Source organism: uncultured Muriicola sp. (genome assembly GCF_947258935.1).
GTDB lineage: Bacteria > Bacteroidota > Bacteroidia > Flavobacteriales > Flavobacteriaceae > Muriicola.
In genome coordinates, this window is record NZ_CAMYKH010000014.1 from 1 (window position 1) to 17,273 (window position 17,273).

18 protein-coding genes and 1 pseudogene are annotated in these 17,273 nt (G+C 39.9%); 13 read left to right on the forward strand and 6 right to left on the reverse strand.

Annotation, left to right across the window (positions count from 1 at the left end):
* The 3 genes from Q0X72_RS03885 to ribD form a co-directional block, all read right to left on the reverse strand.
* Positions 1–757: EamA family transporter (locus tag Q0X72_RS03885; protein ID WP_297762206.1), on the reverse strand; the 757-nt coding region annotated here is incomplete at its 3' end.
* Positions 729–1,331 (reverse strand): HAD family phosphatase, encoded by a 603-nt coding sequence (locus tag Q0X72_RS03890; protein ID WP_297762208.1) that lies wholly within the window; start codon positions 1,329–1,331, stop codon positions 729–731. The genes Q0X72_RS03885 and Q0X72_RS03890, both read right to left, overlap by 29 nt.
* A complete protein-coding gene (gene ribD, locus Q0X72_RS03895; protein ID WP_297762210.1) occupies positions 1,324–2,376 on the reverse strand; it encodes a bifunctional diaminohydroxyphosphoribosylaminopyrimidine deaminase/5-amino-6-(5-phosphoribosylamino)uracil reductase RibD in 1,053 nt (350 codons plus the stop codon). Before ribD ends, Q0X72_RS03890 begins: the two co-directional genes overlap by 8 nt.
* A 23-nt stretch (positions 2,377–2,399) precedes the next feature.
* Between ribD and Q0X72_RS03900 the strand changes: the two genes are divergently transcribed.
* Genes Q0X72_RS03900 through ligA form a run of 3 tightly spaced genes read left to right on the forward strand, consistent with a single transcriptional unit; the run spans position 2,400 to position 5,782 of the window.
* Positions 2,400–2,897 carry a GNAT family N-acetyltransferase gene (locus Q0X72_RS03900; RefSeq protein WP_297762213.1) on the forward strand — a complete coding sequence of 166 codons (498 nt, stop codon included), beginning with the start codon at positions 2,400–2,402 and terminating at the stop codon, positions 2,895–2,897.
* A 10-nt stretch (positions 2,898–2,907) separates the two neighbouring features.
* Positions 2,908–3,765, forward strand: a complete 858-nt coding sequence (gene prmC / locus Q0X72_RS03905; protein WP_297762215.1) for a peptide chain release factor N(5)-glutamine methyltransferase — start codon at positions 2,908–2,910, stop codon at positions 3,763–3,765.
* Between the two features lie 19 nt (positions 3,766–3,784).
* Positions 3,785–5,782, forward strand: coding sequence for an NAD-dependent DNA ligase LigA (gene ligA, locus Q0X72_RS03910; protein WP_297762217.1), 1,998 nt, complete (start codon positions 3,785–3,787; stop codon positions 5,780–5,782).
* Between the two features lie 47 nt (positions 5,783–5,829).
* Here the strand turns inward: ligA and Q0X72_RS03915 are convergent, their stop codons facing one another.
* Entirely contained in the window at positions 5,830–6,600 is a 771-nt protein-coding gene (locus tag Q0X72_RS03915) for a hypothetical protein (RefSeq protein ID WP_297762219.1), read from the reverse strand.
* A gap of 119 nt (positions 6,601–6,719) precedes the next feature.
* Here Q0X72_RS03915 and Q0X72_RS03920 point away from each other — a divergent pair, with 119 nt between their 5' ends.
* Positions 6,720–7,022, forward strand: a complete 303-nt coding sequence (locus tag Q0X72_RS03920; protein WP_297762221.1) for a hypothetical protein — start codon at positions 6,720–6,722, stop codon at positions 7,020–7,022.
* 60 nt (positions 7,023–7,082) lie between these two features.
* Here the strand turns inward: Q0X72_RS03920 and Q0X72_RS03925 are convergent.
* Together Q0X72_RS03925 and Q0X72_RS03930 are read right to left on the reverse strand one after the other, a co-directional pair.
* Positions 7,083–7,997 (reverse strand): annotated as a pseudogene (locus Q0X72_RS03925) (bifunctional UDP-sugar hydrolase/5'-nucleotidase).
* A complete protein-coding gene (locus Q0X72_RS03930; protein ID WP_297762222.1) occupies positions 7,994–8,752 on the reverse strand; it encodes a 5'-nucleotidase C-terminal domain-containing protein in 759 nt (252 codons plus the stop codon). The pseudogene Q0X72_RS03925 and the gene Q0X72_RS03930 overlap by 4 nt, the downstream one beginning before the upstream one ends.
* 79 nt (positions 8,753–8,831) lie before the next feature.
* Between Q0X72_RS03930 and Q0X72_RS03935 the strand changes: the two genes are divergently transcribed.
* From Q0X72_RS03935 to Q0X72_RS03975, 9 genes are all read left to right on the forward strand, one after another.
* The gene (locus tag Q0X72_RS03935) at positions 8,832–9,365 is read left to right on the forward strand and encodes a hypothetical protein (protein WP_297762224.1); all 534 of its coding nucleotides are present in this window, start codon (positions 8,832–8,834) and stop codon (positions 9,363–9,365) included.
* A 2-nt stretch (positions 9,366–9,367) separates the two neighbouring features.
* Positions 9,368–10,255 (forward strand): 4-hydroxy-tetrahydrodipicolinate synthase, encoded by an 888-nt coding sequence (dapA, locus tag Q0X72_RS03940; protein ID WP_297762226.1) that lies wholly within the window; start codon positions 9,368–9,370, stop codon positions 10,253–10,255.
* A gap of 110 nt (positions 10,256–10,365) precedes the next feature.
* Positions 10,366–11,208, forward strand: coding sequence for an outer membrane protein assembly factor BamD (locus Q0X72_RS03945; protein ID WP_297762228.1), 843 nt, complete (start codon positions 10,366–10,368; stop codon positions 11,206–11,208).
* A complete protein-coding gene (locus Q0X72_RS03950; protein ID WP_297762230.1) occupies positions 11,205–11,540 on the forward strand; it encodes a DNA-directed RNA polymerase subunit omega in 336 nt (111 codons plus the stop codon). Before Q0X72_RS03945 ends, Q0X72_RS03950 begins: the two co-directional genes overlap by 4 nt.
* A complete protein-coding gene (gene coaBC, locus Q0X72_RS03955; RefSeq protein ID WP_297762232.1) occupies positions 11,541–12,746 on the forward strand; it encodes a bifunctional phosphopantothenoylcysteine decarboxylase/phosphopantothenate--cysteine ligase CoaBC in 1,206 nt (401 codons plus the stop codon). It abuts the gene before it with no gap.
* Positions 12,739–13,632, forward strand: coding sequence for a DUF4835 family protein (locus Q0X72_RS03960; protein WP_297762234.1), 894 nt, complete (start codon positions 12,739–12,741; stop codon positions 13,630–13,632). Before coaBC ends, Q0X72_RS03960 begins: the two co-directional genes overlap by 8 nt.
* Positions 13,633–13,694: 62 nt before the next feature.
* Positions 13,695–15,347, forward strand: a complete 1,653-nt coding sequence (gene recN, locus Q0X72_RS03965; protein WP_297762236.1) for a DNA repair protein RecN — start codon at positions 13,695–13,697, stop codon at positions 15,345–15,347.
* Positions 15,348–15,395: 48 nt separating this feature from the next.
* Positions 15,396–16,208: an SDR family oxidoreductase gene (locus tag Q0X72_RS03970; protein WP_297762238.1), complete on the forward strand. Its 813-nt coding sequence runs from the start codon at positions 15,396–15,398 to the stop codon at positions 16,206–16,208.
* A 61-nt stretch (positions 16,209–16,269) separates the two neighbouring features.
* Complete coding sequence (locus tag Q0X72_RS03975) at positions 16,270–17,271, forward strand: glycosyltransferase (protein WP_297762240.1); 1,002 nt, start codon at positions 16,270–16,272, stop codon at positions 17,269–17,271.
* The last annotated feature ends 2 nt before the right edge of the window (positions 17,272–17,273 follow it).

A 17,273-nucleotide genomic window follows, 5' to 3' on the forward strand; every position in this document is an offset into this window, starting at 1 on the left:
AAACTGAGGCACTATTAAGTACTTCATTTTGCAATGCCCGAAGAAGGAAATAAATAGAGAAAAAATTTGGCACCCCCAGGGCAATTCCCCCAAGGATGCTTCTGGGAAGAATTTTCACGGGGGTTTTCCAGGATCTGATAAGGATAAAAATAAGTCCACATAGCGCGGCACTGGCAAATACTGTTGAAGAAAAAATGGGAAACTCCTCTGTGGGAACCAGGTACTGCTCAGCGTATTGAATACTGGCATCAATGATCCCTGATCCCAGAAATACCAAAAGAGGTAAGTACAACGATCTTCTGTTAAACGCCACTGTACCTTTTTTTACCGAGGTGAAATACACGGCGGCCAGCGCTAATACTATCCCCACAACCTTTAAGGGTCCCAGGTCTTCGCCATATATAATTACACCTAGAAGTACTGGAATCGTAAGGGACATTTTAGTGGCCACAGAAGCGACAGAAACGCCAAGGATCTGGGAGGTTTTCGCCATTAAATTGAATATGATGATAAATAGCAACCCTAATAGCAGTGTGCCATAGAACCATTTTTTTGATGGAATTTCAATCAGACTCACCGTTACATCGGAAAGAAGAAAACCAACAGTACAGGCCGTCATATAGTTAACAATGATGGCATACAATGTTTGTACTCTAAATCTGGTATACAGCTTAAAGATGACAAAGATCAAACTAGAACAAAAGATACTCAGGGCCAGGTCTAGCATATCATAGATGGGAATTAAGTTCTGTAACATCTTCTTCTCCCACTTGTAAATGCCAGGTCTGGAATCCAAGACGTTTAGCACTAAGTATATGTTCTAAAGTGTCATCAACAAAAAGTGTTTCTTTAGCTCCAAGGCCATGTTCTGTGAGGAACATTTTAAATATTTCAGGATCTGGCTTTCTCATTCCTATACAATGCGATAGATAAAAACCTTCAAAACACGCTTTAAAAGCCTCGTATTTCTGCATTCCCATTTGAGAAATTACGTATTGGATATGAAGTTCATTTGTATTACTTAATAGAAAAAGCCTGTACTTCTTTTTATTTGCTAATTTTTGAAGGTAGTGTAGTCTTTTCTCAGGGAAATCTAGAAGAATAGCATTCCACGCATCAATGATCTCTTCTTTTGTTGAGCTTGGCAGAAAACTATTTACGGCTTCCAAGAACGATGGGGTATCTAATATGCCTTTTTCATAGGAATTCGCCAGGGGAAATAGACCCTCCGGAATTTCTTTATATCCTGCCTTGATCAAAGCCTGCAAAGTAGCTGGTTTATCGAGATTTATAAATACATCGCCAAAATCGAAAATTATATTTTTAATCATTTCGCAAAATACTTAAGGTATCCTGGCCAACAAGTGTTTGACTTATTTCATTTCCTTTGATCAGAGGCGCTGTAAGACCCTTATAAAAAGAAATGGTTCCGGTAAAGATCCTAGCTTCATCCCAGAGAGCAGACTCTATAAACGTGTTAAGAGTGGCCGCACCACCCTCAATGATGACACTTAGTATATTCCTCTTAAATAAGGTCTCGCAAACTTGAGAAGCTACCTTTTGTGAGAAATCGATACATTCATATTGAATGCCCTTCTGAGCTTTATTAGGGACATTACTTTGTGTAAAAATCAGTGTTTCAGCTGTTCTATCAAAGATGTTGTAAGAAGCAGGTGTTTTCAGGTCCTTATCAAAGATGATCCTTAGCGGAGAGTGGCCTGCCCAGGATCTGGTTGTTAATTTAGGATTATCTAAGAGCACCGTGTTGGTACCTACAAAGATAGCCTGCTCCTCACTTCTCCATTGGTGTACTTTTTGTCTCGAATAGCGGTTGGTGATCCAGTATGGACGTGGATCCTTTTCTCGCTGGTTGATCGAAGGTGCCATAAAGCCATCCCGGGTTTGTGCCCATTTCAGAATAATATAGGGGCGTTTCTTTTCATGGAATGTAAGAAAACGCCTGTGATGTTCACGACATCTGCTCTCCAATACTGGTGTATTTACTTCACAGCCAGCAGCCAATAACTTTTCAATTCCTTTTCCGCCTACCTTATCATGAGGATCTTTTACACCAATAACTACTCTTGGGATCTTGGATGAAATGATCAGATCTACACAAGGCGGGGTTTTACCATGGTGAGCACATGGTTCCAGGGTCACGTACAAGGTCGATTTTTTTAGGAGTTCCTTGTTCTGTACAGAACGTATGGCATTTACTTCTGCATGTGCTCCTCCAAAAGGGCTGGTGAAACCCTCCCCAATGATGGTATTATTATGAACGATAACACAGCCTACCATTGGATTGGGTGCAGTGGTTCCAAGACCGTTTTTGCCGAGTTCAATACCTCGCAAAATATATTTTTCGTGTATCTTCACCTCGCAAAAATAGGATATTAATCATGATTTCAGACACCCTTAGAATCAGGGAAATATCACCAGCAGATAATGCCCAACTAGCAAGGGTAATCCGAACTGTACTGGTAGAGCACCAGGTGCCTAAAATAGGAACTACCTATGCAGATCCAATCCTCGATTCGCTATATGAATATTACAACAAAGCTAAGGCGGCTTATTTTGTGGTAGAAAATAAGGATAAAATTATAGGAGGGGGAGGAATTATAGGGTTGGAAGCCCATGATGGGAATGTGTGTGAATTGCAAAAAATGTATTTTTTAAAAGAAGCCCGGGGATTGGGGATGGGCACAAAGATGCTGGAATGTTGCCTGGATCGTGCGGAAAAAGAAGGATATGATTTTTGCTATCTGGAGACCATGCCCTACATGAAAAACGCCCTGAAGCTTTATGCTAAATGGGGTTTTGAATACCTTGAAGCCCCAATGGGAAATACCGGCCATTATTCATGTACTGTCTGGATGCTCAAAAAACTAAGACAGTAATTTTTTTAAAATGCTATTAAAGGATATAAAACATATTTTTCATCAGGAATTAGACAGCCAATATGGGACAGAAGAGGTATCACATTTCTTCTATTATTTTGTAGAAAGCTATCTGGGACTTCCACGGTTCCATTTAGCGATTCACCCGCAATGGATCATTACCAAGGAAGATGAATCCTTATTTTTTGAAGGTCTAGCTGCATTGAAACAAGGGAAACCCATTCAGTATATTTTAGGTACTACCTCTTTTATGGATCTCATATTGACGGTCAATGAAGATGTCTTAATTCCGAGGCCGGAAACGGAAGGGTTAGTACAATGGGTACTAAATGACTGCCAAAAGTCAGAATCGAACATCAAGATATTAGATATTGGTACTGGCAGCGGTTGTATTGCAATTGCCTTGGCAAAAAACCTGCACCAGGCCGAAGTTAGTGCTATTGATATTTCGAAAGAAGCCCTGGAAGTGGCTAAACAAAATGCCAAAAACAATAAAGTATCCGTTTTATTCAAAAATGCAGATGTTCGTGATATGGACATAAGTGAGGAGAACTATGACATTATAGTTTCTAATCCTCCTTACGTACTTGAGAGAGAGAAAGCCATTATGCAAGACCATGTGAAGAATTCAGAGCCTTCCTTAGCACTTTTTGTTCCGGATACGCAACCTTTGTTGTATTATGAATATCTTGCAAAATTGGCGCAAAAGGCCCTGAAAGAGGGAGGTGTATTGTATCTTGAGATCAACGAAATATTTGGAAAAGAGGTAAGCGATCTTTTAAAGGAACATTCTTTTACCAATATAGAAATACAGCAAGACCTCCATGGGAAGGATCGGTTCATTAAAGGAACAAGTTTGGTGCAATAAGACATAGACGTTAGTATACATGAATATTGAAGAGCAAATAAAAAGACTTAGGGAGGAATTGCACGAACATAACTACAGGTACTATGTTCTGGATGCAGCCGTTATTTCTGATTATGATTTTGACATGAAATTGAAAGAGCTGCAGGCTCTTGAAGAAGCGCATCCCGAATTTCTAGATGAAACTTCACCTACAATGAGAGTGGGGGGTACGGTAACCAAGAATTTTAATACTCTTGTGCACGAACAACGTATGTATTCTCTAGACAACTCGTATTCCAAAGAAGAATTATTAGAATGGGAACAACGTATAAAACGCAATCTTGGCGATGCCACAGTAAGCTATACCTGTGAATTAAAATACGACGGGGCCTCCATTAGCCTGAGTTATGAAAACGGTCAACTTGTAAGAGCATTGACAAGAGGTGATGGGTTTCAGGGCGATGAGGTTACAGCCAATGTTAAAACCATTCGGTCAGTCCCCTTACATTTGCGTGGAGATTTCCCTCCCAGATTTGATATTAGAGGTGAGATCATCTTGCCTTTAGAAGGCTTCGAAAAAATGAATGAGGAGCGAATCAAGAATGGAGATGATCCTTATATGAATCCAAGGAACACAGCATCTGGAAGTCTTAAATTACAGGATAGTGCCTTAGTTGCCGAAAGACCTCTGGATTGCTTATTATATGCTTTGGTTGGAAGAGATCTTCCGTCAAAAACTCATTATGAACTTCTGGAAAAAGCACGAGGATGGGGATTTAAAATACCCAGGGAAGCTCAATTATGTCATTCCATAAAGGAGGTTTTAGCTTTCCTTGAGCACTGGGATGTTCATAGACACCAATTGCCATACGAAACGGATGGGGTAGTTATAAAAGTCAATGATCTTCAACAACAGGAGGAATTAGGCTATACCGCAAAATCACCTCGCTGGGCCATTGCCTATAAGTTTAAAACTGAACAAGCTAGCTCGGTATTAGAGAAGATCACTTATCAGGTGGGGCGTACAGGAGCGATTACGCCAGTTGCAAACCTTCAACCGGTTTTATTGGCAGGTACTACCGTAAAGCGGGCTTCCTTGCACAATGCAGATCAGATAGCAAAGCTCGATATACGCGAAGGTGATACCGTATTTGTTGAAAAAGGAGGTGAAATTATTCCGAAAATTGTTGGGGTTGACTTAACCCAGCGTCCGGCAGAATCGACTCCTACAATTTATATTACACATTGCCCGGAATGTGGCACCTTACTTCAGAGGGAAGAAGGAGAGGCTCAGCACTTTTGCCCAAACACAGGGGGTTGCCCACCACAGATCACAGGTAGAATTCAGCATTTTATTTCCAGAAAGGCCATGGATATAGACGGACTTGGTGCTGAAACCGTCGAATTACTTTTTAAAGAAGGACTTATTGAGAATTACGCAGATCTCTATACTCTTACCAAGGAACAGATCCTTCCTTTGGAACGCATGGCGGAAAAGTCGGCCGAAAATCTTGTTCAGGGAATTGCTGATTCAGTAAAGATCCCTTTTGAACGGGTATTATTTGGACTAGGAATCCGCTTTGTAGGTGAAACCGTAGCAAAAACATTGGTAAAAGCCTATAAAAATATTGATGCTTTAATGGCTGCAACTTCTGAAGAATTGATGGAGGTTAATGAGATTGGTCAGCGCATTGCGGAAAGTGTGGTTTCCTTTTTTCAGGAAGACCAGAACCGGGAGATCATGGAACAACTCAAAAGATACGGGCTTCAGTTTTCACTCACGGAAGAACAGCTGCAAAATCAGACCGACCTCTTAAAAGGGAAGACTCTGGTAGTCTCTGGCGTTTTTGAAAATCTGGAGCGAACGGAACTCAAAAAGCTGATTGAGGATAATGGGGGTAAGGTAAGTTCTTCTATTTCTTCCAAAACATCTTACCTGGTTGCCGGGAATAACATGGGTCCAAGTAAGCGTAGCAAGGCAGAGACTCTGGGGGTGCCTATTATTTCAGAATCCGATTTTCTAGACTTAATAAAATAAACCCCCTTAATAGCTTAAGAGGGTTTATTAAGTTCGATTTAATTGAATTAGTCTCCACTAAGAGCTTTGTCATAGACCCATATCTCATCCCACCAGTTAGAGTAAGTGACATCCCGGTTCCTGATAAATGAATCCCAGGTATTAGCACCATGTACCTCATCAAACGTTGTTCTAAAAGGCCAGGAGGTCCCAAAGTCGGTCCAATTTTTATGAAAGCTAACGGTTGCAATATGTCTGCCAATTTTACCCTGGACGAACAGATTGTTATAGACGCCCCATGGATGAACACCGGGCATTGCCTTTATTGTCTTACTGGCCATTTCCAAATGTGATTCTACACTAAAGCCATGCCCAGGATTAACCTCCCAATAACGGGTAAAAAGGATTGGATAAGTACTTGGATCATTAGGAAGCATGGACGTATTGGAAAGTTTGGAATCTCCTTCCCAATATTCCCCTTGTTCAGTTTGCATTACATATGGCATGATATTGTCTCTCCAATCTTCATCGTGCCCTCCTTCTGCCGGGCGCGTGTCCAGGTCACTAAATTTTAAGGGCCCCATCATCCATATTAATTTGCCTGAATTCGGACCGCTTAATATATTGTAAACTGAAGCTTTAAATGCTCCTTCCTTATGGTATTTCTGGTTGTGTTTCCGCATATTTTCACCAAGAACTTTTAACTTGGTATTATCCGGTACCAGCATAATGGATTCCCACTTAGGTTCGTCTTGTGCTTCTTGTGCTTTTAGTTGTGTGGTGGCCCCCAATATGAGTAATACGGTGGCAATAAATGAAATTAATTTTTTAGACATCATTTTGTTTTTTTAGAGATTAGGTTTCTCATAGGTATGTCATTATAAGAATCGGAACAAATCAAAAAGGACCAATAGCTTGTTATAATGTCCGTAACACTCATTTTATTTATCCGTTAGAAATGAAAAAGCCAAGTACACCGAAAGAATTTACGAAAAGTCTAGACCAACCTGGGCCAGGTTCCATCTGGCCCGATGAACTGAAGGCACTATGGTGGGATGCCAAAGGGAACTGGGAAAAAGCCCATGAATTAGTTGATTCCCTTTCTACACCAACAGCAATCTGGATCCATGCATACCTACACCGAAAGGAGGGGGATCAATGGAATGCCGAATACTGGTATCGCAGGGCAAGAAAACCCATCCCTGAAAAATCCCTTGAGGCAGAATTTGAAGATATTGTTATGGCGATGATAATTTCCTAAGCTTTAAATGCAATACCACTAGTGGGCAGATTGTCTTGGGATACATAATAGATTATAGACCTAGACCGTAATAGATATTCCCTCCCCGCTGCTTTTTTTTGAGCCATCGAAGAAAAAATCGATTCTTCCCAGATTGATGCCATAGCATCCTACCTGGTTGATCAAGACAGGAATATCTTTTCTGTTGTTACGGATAACAGGTCTTTCTAGAAAGGTGTGCGTATGGCCACCAATGATAAGATCTATATCTTCTGTTTTGGAAGCCAGGAGCACATCACTTGGCATTTGAGGTTCATTTTTATATTCAAACCCAAGGTGTGATAGGCAAATGACCAGATCACACTTTTTTTCTTCTTTCAGGACCCTGCTCATATCCTGCGCAATTTCAATAGGATCGAGGTATTGAGTTTCTGCATACAGTTTTTTTGTGACCAATCCTTCTAGCGCTATCCCAAGCCCAAAAACGCCCACTCTTAACCCATCAACCATAAAAATTTTAAAAGGGGAGGTGAAGCCATCCAAAACGGTATTGGTAAAATCATAGTTTGCAGAGAGAAAGTCAAAATTTGCATAGGGCATTTGAGCTAACAGTCCATCTACACCATTGTCAAAATCATGGTTCCCGATGGTAGCTGCATCATAACGCATCGTACTCATTAATTTAAACTCTAACTCGCCTCCATAAAAATTAAAATAGGGTGTGCCCTGAAAAATATCTCCTGCATCCAAAAGCAAGGTGTTAGGATTTTCATTTCGAATCTGTGAAATAAGGGTAGCCCTTCTGGCCAAACCGAACAAATTAGGGAAAGTGGAATGGTCTGTTGGAAATGTATCGATATGACTATGCACTTATTTGGTGTGCAAGATCGTAATTTGTTTTTTGGAAAACGAGGAACAACTATTTAATAAGGTGCCTCCCAGACCAACAAATCCGGCACTCGAGATAGTATTTTCAATAAATGATCTGCGTTTCATGGATGCTTAATTTGAATAAAACGATCATCTACTGTGGCCTCAAGCGTATCTACTTTTATAAAATAATCTATCATGGCATTTCTTAACAGATAGTCTAGTTCCGTAATACTTTTATTTTCTTTTAAAAAGTCCATATTTCCGCCACCTTGTAATAAATAATCTATGGTCGCGAGATAGTATGTTTTATTCTCGTCAAAAGGTTTTCCCTGGATGTTTACAGATTGTAATTTACCATCATTATTAAGTACGATCTTCATACCACTAAATGGTTGAGGTCTGCCGGAAGCAATGAGATAGCTAACCATTTCCCTGATCGCTGTTCCGGGAAGCTCAAGGACCACAATATAATTTTCAAAGGGCATTACTTCAAAGGCTGTTCGGGACGTGACTGAACCGGCAGAGATAACGTTTCGGATCCCACCGTAATTAAGTAAAGCAATGTCTACTTCATGACCCGTTCGCAGCTTAAAAATGGGCTGAGATTGCCTCATTAAAATATCTGCCATCAGATTGCCTTCGGAGGTGTTTAATTTGCCGTCAGTCTTCACAATGTCCTTCGGAGCGTAAGCCAGGACACTATCTAATACGGTATTAATCCTATTGCGATAAGGAGTGATGAACACTTCAATGGAATCATTGGAGGGAATTTCTGAATTTATAGGAAGTTGTGCGCCTTTAATAGAGGTTAGTTGTGACGGACTTTGAGCACAGGAAGTGAAGAGAACAATTGTTATAAATACAACAAAATGTTTCATATTTAAATCGTCTAAACGTGATAACTTAGCCCGGTGAAATGCTAAGAGAATGGTTATCTTTACCAAAACGTAAAGATAGATGTTTTTACAGGGACTCAAGGACAGATTCAAGCATAAATCGGGTGAAAAATATCTTAAGAATGAACTCTTAAAAATCCCGGATCTTGAAAGAAACAGGAATGAAATTAAGAAAGTAGGGGTCATAGTAGATCTCGACACTTTTCAAAATGCGGACCTTTTTTATCAGTTTATTGACATGTTCAATTTAAGACCCAATGCCGTTAAAATAATGGGGTATAGAGGGTTTTATGATAAGAACTCTCCCTATTCAACGCCTGTTTTTTCTGACAAGGACCTTGGTTGGGGTGGAGCAGTTGAAAACAGTTATGCGCTGGAGTTTTTGACCAAGGAGTACGACCTCCTTGTGAATTATTATACGCAAGATACGTTGATCCTGAAACTTATGACCGTAAAGACCAAAGCTAGAATAAAAGTAGGTTTTGCCGAGATAGATCCTGAGTTGAATGATTTGATACTCCAAACGCAGCTACAAGATTTTAATACCTTTAAAACGGAATTAAAGAAGTATTTAAACGTAATGAACGAATTATAATCATGGAACAATTATATGGAACGGGAGTAGCACTGGTTACTCCGTTTAAAAGAGACAGTTCTGTTGACGTAGAGGCCCTGAGAAGGGTAGTACGATACTCCATAGAAGGAGGTGTGGATTATTTGGTGGTTTTAGGGACCACAGGTGAATCGGTAACGCTGAACTCAGACGAGAAGCAACTGGTAATTCAAACGGTTATTGAAGAAAATAAGGGAAGTTTACCTTTGGTGATAGGGATCGGTGGAAATAATACATCTTTGCTCGTTGAAGAATTTAAGAATATCGATCTGGAGCCCTTTGACGCAGTACTTTCTGTGTCTCCCTATTATAACAAGCCCACTCAAGAAGGGATTTATCAACATTATAAAATGTTGGCTTCTGTGTCTCCTAAGCCAATTATCCTATACAATGTTCCTGGAAGAACCGGTAGTAATATGTTGCCCGCTACAGTAGTAAGATTAGCCAAAGATTGCTCTAATATTATAGCAATAAAAGAGGCTTGTGGGAACATGGATCAAATTAGGCAGCTCTTAAAGGAAGTGCCTTCTGGCTTCCATATAATTTCCGGAGACGACATTACGGCGGTTCCAACAGTGGTAGAGGGTGGAATTGGTGTTATCTCGGTCTTAGGGCAAGGAATGCCTGTTCAAATGAGCAAAATGATACGTCTAGGTCTAAATGGAGATCATGAAGGGGCCTATCAATTGCACCATGCGCTTACGCCTGTTATGAATCTTATTTTTGAAGAAGGAAACCCGGCTGGGATCAAAGCTATTTTTGAGAGCCTCGGACTATCATCGGCTGTAGTTCGCTTACCGCTAATTGAAGCATCCTCAACTTTAAAGTCAAAGATTTCTTCATTCGTAAAGTCTTTTGCGGTCTCAATATGAGTGTCAATAGTTAAAACTTCCTCAAAACCTTCTGTTTAAAGGCTTGAACCTAGTATGTTTGTGCTAAAGATTTAGTTTTTTATTCCACTTAGAATCCTTAATTTTGCAAAATGTTTTTGAAGCACCGAATCTTAATCCTCTTGGCCGCAGTAGCTCTCTTGTCACAATCTTGCAATGAGTACCAAAAGGTATTGAAGAATGAAGATGTTAAAGCGAAGTATGACATGGCTGAGAAATACTACGAGGCTAAGGACTTTAAAAGAGCGAATAGATTATTTGAACAGATAGCTCCTAAGTATGTTGGGAAACCGCAAGGGGAGCGTGTTCAATTTTTCTTAGCCGACACATACTATCAGGTAAAGAACTACAATTTTGCAGGATATCAATTTGAACGTTTTCTAAAGTCGTATCCAAAAAGTGATAAAGCAGCTGAGTCTTCATTTTTAGGGGCTAAAAGTTATTATATGCTTTCCCCGAGGTATTCCTTAGATCAAACAGATACTGAAAAAGCACTTGTTAAACTTCAGAACTTCATCAATACTTATCCCGAATCGGAATTTATGCCCGAGGCTAATAGTATGGCCAAGGAACTTACCACTAAGAAGGAGAAAAAGGCATTCGAAATTGCCAAGCAATTCACAAAACTTGGTAATTCTTATATTTTAGACTACAGCATTTCAGCCGTGGCAGCACTGGATAATTTTGTTTCTGACTATCCAGGAACAATTTTTAGGGAAGAGGCCCTTTACCTCAAATTGGTAGCTACAGCAAATTTAGCGCTCAATAGTACACTAAATAGAAAAGAAGAACGTTTGGAAACCGCAGAAGCGGCCTACAAGAATCTCTTAAAATATTACCCTAAAACCAGCTTTTTAAAAGATGCTGAAAACTTACGTGAAAAAGTAAGTAAAGAAATGACCCGTTATAAAGAACAAGAAAATTTAGCTAAATGAATACGTACGATTTAAAGAATTCCAAAGCAGCGGTTTCTACCGTAACGATCAACAGAAATGAGTTCGATCAAAAGACAGGAAACATATATGAGGCTATTTCCATAGCTTCTAAAAGAGCCGTTCAGATCAACTCAGAGATAAAAAAGGAATTATTGGAGAAGTTAGAAGAATTTGCGACCTATAGTGATAGTCTTGAAGAAGTTTTTGAGAACAAGGAGCAGATAGAAGTTTCTAAATTCTACGAAAAATTACCTAAACCACATGCCATGGCCTTAAATGAATGGTTAGAAGATAGAATTTACTACCGCAATACTGAGAAAGACGGAGAATAAATGTTAGTCGGCAAAAAAATCCTTTTGGGAGTTACCGGAGGTATTGCCGCCTATAAGACCGCTTTCTTAGTACGCTTATTAATAAAAGCCGGCGCTGAAGTTAAAGTTATTTTAACTGAAAGCGCCGTTTCTTTTGTGACCCCCTTAACGCTTGCTACCCTCTCCAGGAATCCTGTACATCTCGACTTTATTAACGAAAAGGAAGGCACATTAGATTGGAATAATCATGTAGAGCTCGGATTGTGGGCAGATCTTATGATCATTGCCCCCGCAACTGCCAATACCTTGTCTAAGATGGCAAATGGCAGCAGTGATAATCTTCTTTTAGCCACTTATCTTTCGGCTAAATGTCCGGTGTTTTTTGCTCCTGCGATGGACCTCGATATGTATAAGCATCCCACCACAAAAGCCAGCTATCAAAAACTACAGTCTTTTGGAAACATAATGATCCCGGCTACTTCCGGTGAACTGGCCAGTGGTCTTGATGGCGAAGGGCGTATGGAAGAACCCGAAGAGATCATTGCGTTTATTATTCAACATTTAAAAGAAGGGTTGCCCCTGGTAAATAAAAAGGTGCTTATTACCGCAGGGCCAACTTATGAGGCTATAGATCCTGTTCGTTTTATTGGGAACTACTCTTCTGGGTTGATGGGAATAGAATTGGCTAAAAAGGCCTCATCACTAGGTGCAAATGTAGTTCTGGTCCTGGGCCCATCAGATATAAAGATCAATGATCCTGCTATTGAGGTGGTCCATATAACCTCTGCAGATGAAATGTATAAAGCGGCAATTTCTCATTTTAAGAAAGCTGAGGTGGTGATCGCAGCTGCCGCCGTTGCAGACTATAAGCCGAAGAAAGTAGCAAAAGAAAAGATCAAGAAATCTACCGGCGACCTTAGCCTGGAACTCGTAAAAAACAAGGATATTCTTTTAACACTGGGCAAGGCAAAGGAGGATCAGTACTTAGTTGGATTTGCTCTGGAAACTGAAAATGAGCTGGCAAATGCGCTTCAAAAATTAAAAAAGAAGAACCTCGACGCCATTGTTCTCAATTCTTTAAAGGACAAAGGAGCAGGCTTTGGAGGCAGTACCAATAAAATAACCTTTATAGACAAGAATTCTTCAATTAAATCGTTTGAAGTAAAGACTAAAGCCGAAGTAGCTTCAGATATTTGGAACGAAATTATCTCCAAGATTCATGCGTAATTCAGTGATGCTCTTATTTGTATTCCTTTTGACCTTTACGGTTGCAGGGCAGGAACTCAATTGCGTTATTACAGTAAACTCGGATCAGGTAAGTCAGACCAATCAACAAATCTTTAGAACTCTGGAGCGTTCCCTGAACGATTTTGTAAATAAGAATAAATGGACCAACAGGGTATACAAAGAGAATGAACGTGTGAATGCCAGGATGTTCATTACAGTCAACAAATTTGAATCTAACAGGTTCGAAGCCAATATTCAGATACAGTCCTCACGACCAGTTTTCAACACTTCTTATGAAAGTCCGGTTTTTAATTACAAGGACAACCAATTTAATTTTGAGTATATAGAATTTCAGCCACTGATCTATAATCAAAATGTTTTTTCGTCTAACCTGGTTGGAGTAATTGCCTACTATGTTTATATCGTTTTAGGCTTAGATGCGGACACCTATGCCTTAGAGGGAGGGACAGATTTCTACAAGGAAGCTCAAAAAATAGTGATTCAGGCGCAAGGCAGCAATTTTTCCGGGTGGAGCCAATCGGCCACAGATAATCGTACGCGGTTTGTATTAGTAGATAACTTATTATCCAATACATTCAGGGAATACAGGATCGCAATGTATAATTACCACCGCAAAGGATTAGATATACTTGGAGACAATAACAGTACCGGAAAGCAAGTGATCTCTGGTTCTATGCGCTTGTTTGAAACCCTTATACAGCGCAGACCAAATGCTTTTTTGATCCAGACTTTTTTTGATGCTAAATCCGAAGAGATCCTCAATATCTTTTCAGATGGTCCAAAAGTAGATATTGTGGCACTTAAAAGCACGCTGAATAAGGTAGCACCCTTCTATTCTTCTACCTGGAACGAGATAAAATATTAAGTTCCCTCATTTTTTTACAGGACATAAACGGTTATCTTTACGCTACGATTAACGCTAAAGATTTGCTGACACACCTCACCATAAAAAACTATGCCCTGATTGAAGATCTATCGGTCTCTTTCGATAAAGGATTTAGTACCATTACCGGTGAAACCGGGGCAGGGAAGTCTATTTTTTTAGGAGGCTTGTCGCTGGTATTGGGAAAGCGGGCCGATCTGAATTCTTTGCGAGACAAGGAACTTAAATGTATCATAGAAGCTGAATTTGACATTGAACATTACGGGTTAAAAGTTTTGTTTGATGCCAATGATCTCGATTATGATCTGCGTACCATCCTTCGAAGAGAGATACACCCCAATGGCAAATCGAGAGCTTTTGTTAATGATTCACCAGTAACCCTCGATGTAATTTCTCAAGTGGGACAGCGCCTAATTGATATACATTCACAACATCAAACCCTGGAACTTACAGAGAATGAATTTCAGCTTAAGGTGATCGATGCTTTGGCAAATAATAAACAACTACTATCTACCTATAAGGAACATCTAAAAGTCTTTGAGGCGGCACAAAAAGAGTTGAACCAGCTAAGGAAAACACTTGCCGATGCTGAAAAGGAACAAGACTATAACAGTTTCCTATTCAACGAGTTAAAGAATGCTCCGTTGCAAGCAGGGATTCTTGAAGAGTTAGAATCAACCTATGAGCAGCTTACCAATGTAGAAAGTATTTTGGAACAATTATCGAATGGTCATGAATTGCTGAATAACGAAGAGATAGGCGTTCAGGCCCTACTTGCTCAATGTAAGCATAGTATTTCTAAGGTTTCAGGATACGGTTCTGCTTATGCTTCTCTTTTTGAAAGAATCCAAACAGTTTTTGTAGAATTAGACGACATTAGGTCGGAAATTGAAACTTTGCAAGAACAGGTAACTCCTAATCCTGGTCTGTTAGAAGAGGTTAATGAAAAACTACAATTGCTTTACAACTTGCAGAAAAAGCACAGTGCGGCAACGGTAGGCGAACTTCTGGAAATAAAGGACCAATTAGAAGAAAAATTAAGTAAGTCCGAAGATCTTGAACAGGATATAGAAGCACAGGAAGCCCTAATAAAAACTACACAAAAGGAATTGACAGTGCTGGCCAGTGAATTAAGTGATAGAAGACTAGCCGTAGTGCCACAATTAAAAAGCAAACTGGAATCTTCACTGCAATCTTTGGGGATGCCTAATGCCACATTTAACATACAAATTGAAAAAACGGAGTCATTTCTAAGTACGGGAAGAGATCAGCTAATTTTTGAGTTTTCCGCAAATAGGGGATCCGGTTTTGGGTCTTTAAAGAAAGTAGCCTCCGGAGGAGAGCTATCCAGAATAATGTTGATCATAAAATCTATACTGGCGTCCTATGAACAATTGCCCACAATGATGTTCGATGAGATTGATACCGGAGTTTCGGGCGAGATCTCTAACAATATGGGAGACATTATGCAACAAATGAGTGCCAATATGCAGGTTTTTTCAATTACCCACCTGCCACAGGTAGCTTCAAAAGGAGATCATCATTATAAGGTATTTAAAGAAGATGATGGTGAAGTTACCAGAACACGTATGAAAAAGCTCTCTCCTGAGGAACGGGTGGTTGAGTTGGCAGAAATGCTGGGGGGAAAGGCCTTGTCCGATTCGGCCATGGCACATGCCAAGCAATTACTTAATTAAGAATAAATTAGATATATTTAAGGACAACATAAACCTAAGATTTAAACAATGGGATACGACTTACTCAAAGGAAAAAAAGGAATCATATTTGGAGCTTTAGATGAGAATTCTATAGCCTGGAAAACTGCGGAAAGGGTACATGAAGAAGGGGGGACTTTTGTTCTGACTAATGCACCAATCGCAATGCGGATGGGACAGATCAATGAATTGGCCAAAAAGACAAAATCCGAGATCATTCCTGCCGATGCTACAAGTGAAGAAGATCTTGCTAATTTAGTTACCAAATCAATGGAAATTTTGGGTGGCAAACTAGATTTTGTCTTGCACTCTATAGGAATGTCTGTCAATGTTAGGAAAGGACGTTTATATACAGACGAGAAATACGATTTCACCACCAAAGGATGGGATGTTTCTGCGCTGTCATTTCACAAAGTGATGCAGAGTTTATACAAGGCAGATGCTATGAATCAATGGGGAAGTATTGTTGCGCTTACTTATATGGCAGCTCAGCGTACCTTCCCGGATTATAATGATATGGCAGATAACAAAGCCTATTTGGAATCGGTAGCACGCAGCTTTGGGTATTTCTTTGGGAAAGAGAAAAAAGTAAGGGTCAATACCATCTCCCAATCACCAACGCCTACCACGGCAGGCCAGGGAGTTAAAGGCTTTGACGGCTTTATTTCATATGCAGAAAAAATGTCACCCTTAGGAAATGCCACTGCGCTAGATTGTGCTAATTATACGATTTCTCTCTTTTCAGATCTAACTAAAAAAGTGACCATGCAGAACCTGTTTCATGATGGAGGCTTTTCCAACACCGGCGTGAGTCAGGAAGTAATTGAGCGATTTTCAGATTAAGAAGATATAAAACAGCATTGAGCCATCCTCTTTGGGATGGCTTTTCTATTATCACATTGCCATGGACCTTTTCTTTTCGTTCATCATACCCGTTTATAACAGACCAGATGAAATTAGGGAGCTGCTGGATAGTCTTTTGGAACAAACCTATCAAAACCCATATGAAGTAGTGATCGTTGAAGATGGGTCTCAAAACCGTTCTGAGGAAGTGGCACGTTCCTTTCAGAAAAAATTGCAAATATCCTATTACTTTAAAGAAAATAGTGGGCCAGGGGATTCCCGGAATTATGGGATGCGAAAGGCAAAAGGCAATTATTTTATTATTCTCGATTCAGACTGTTTACTCCCGCCGACATACCTTGATAGCGCGTCCAAGGCTCTTGTGGACCATTATGTAGATTGTTTTGGAGGTCCGGACACAGCGCATCATACTTTTAGCACAACTCAAAAGGCCATAAATTACGCCATGACGGCCTTTATTTCAACAGGAGGTATCAGAGGAAATAAAAAGGTGGCTCAACAATTCCAACCCAGAAGCTTTAACATGGGGATATCAAAAGAGGCCTTTGAAAAAACCGGTGGATTTGGAAAGATACATCCCGGGGAAGATCCGGACCTCAGTATACGCCTATGGGGACTTGGATTTAATACCCGTCTAATACCTGAAGCTTTTGTATATCACAAGAGGCGCGTAGATTTTAATAAATTCTACACCCAGGTAAAGAAATTTGGAATGGTAAGGCCAATATTAAATAGCTGGCACCCTAAAACGGCCAAACTTACCTACTGGTTCCCTATCTTTTTCATTATTGGCCTTATTGTGTCTATTTTTTTAGCAATCGTTCAAATACCTTGGTTTTTGTTCTTTTATCTGTTATACTTTGTGGTAGTATTAATTGATTCATGGTACAAGAACAAGAAGTTAGGCATTGCACTCTTATCCTTATGGGCCGTTATAATACAATTTACTGGCTATGGACTGGGTTTTTTTAAATCGACATTCTTACTTACATTTAGTAAGAAGAAACCTCAGGAATTATTTCCCTTCTTATTTTTTAAATAATA